General features: G+C 50.8%; 1 protein-coding gene. It reads left to right on the forward strand.

Annotated elements, in window-relative coordinates; genetic code table 11:
- Positions 1-522 (forward strand): hypothetical protein (locus tag H3T46_RS08875; protein ID WP_198198344.1); only part of this gene is annotated, 522 nt, incomplete at both ends.

Genomic DNA, 522 nt, shown 5'->3' on the forward strand with positions numbered 1-522 from the left:
TTGACAACAGTTCTGGCCAGATTGGCTCTCTGAGCAAAGGTGATGTTACGGTTCATGGCGGGGATATCAATAACCAGTCCGGCCTGATCCGTACGGGTCAGGGGAATGTGTCATTGACAGGCTCCTCACTTGACAATGGCAATGGTTCTATCCTGACCACACAGGGGGATATCGGGGTTCAGGCAACGGGTAAGGTTGTCAACATGAATGGCCGGATAGGAACGCAGGCATCCGGGAATGTCAGGGTTTCCGCCTCTGGAGATATCAGTAATGATCATGGCCAGATAGTCACCCCCTCGGGTATTGTGGATATTGGTGGCAGACAGCTGAATAACGATAATGGCCAGATTGGCTCGAATGCGGGCAATGTTCATATAGAGTCAGACGGTTTGATGAACCGTTCAGGGATGATTCTGGCTGGTTCGGACAATGGCTTTGGGGATATTGTTTTTCATGGCGGTGACATTGAGAACAGCAATGGCGTTATCCAGGCGAGCTCAGGTGTTGTTGAGCTTGGAATGG

It is taken from the genome of Commensalibacter sp. M0133 (assembly GCF_016101485.1).
Lineage (GTDB): Bacteria > Pseudomonadota > Alphaproteobacteria > Acetobacterales > Acetobacteraceae > Commensalibacter > Commensalibacter melissae.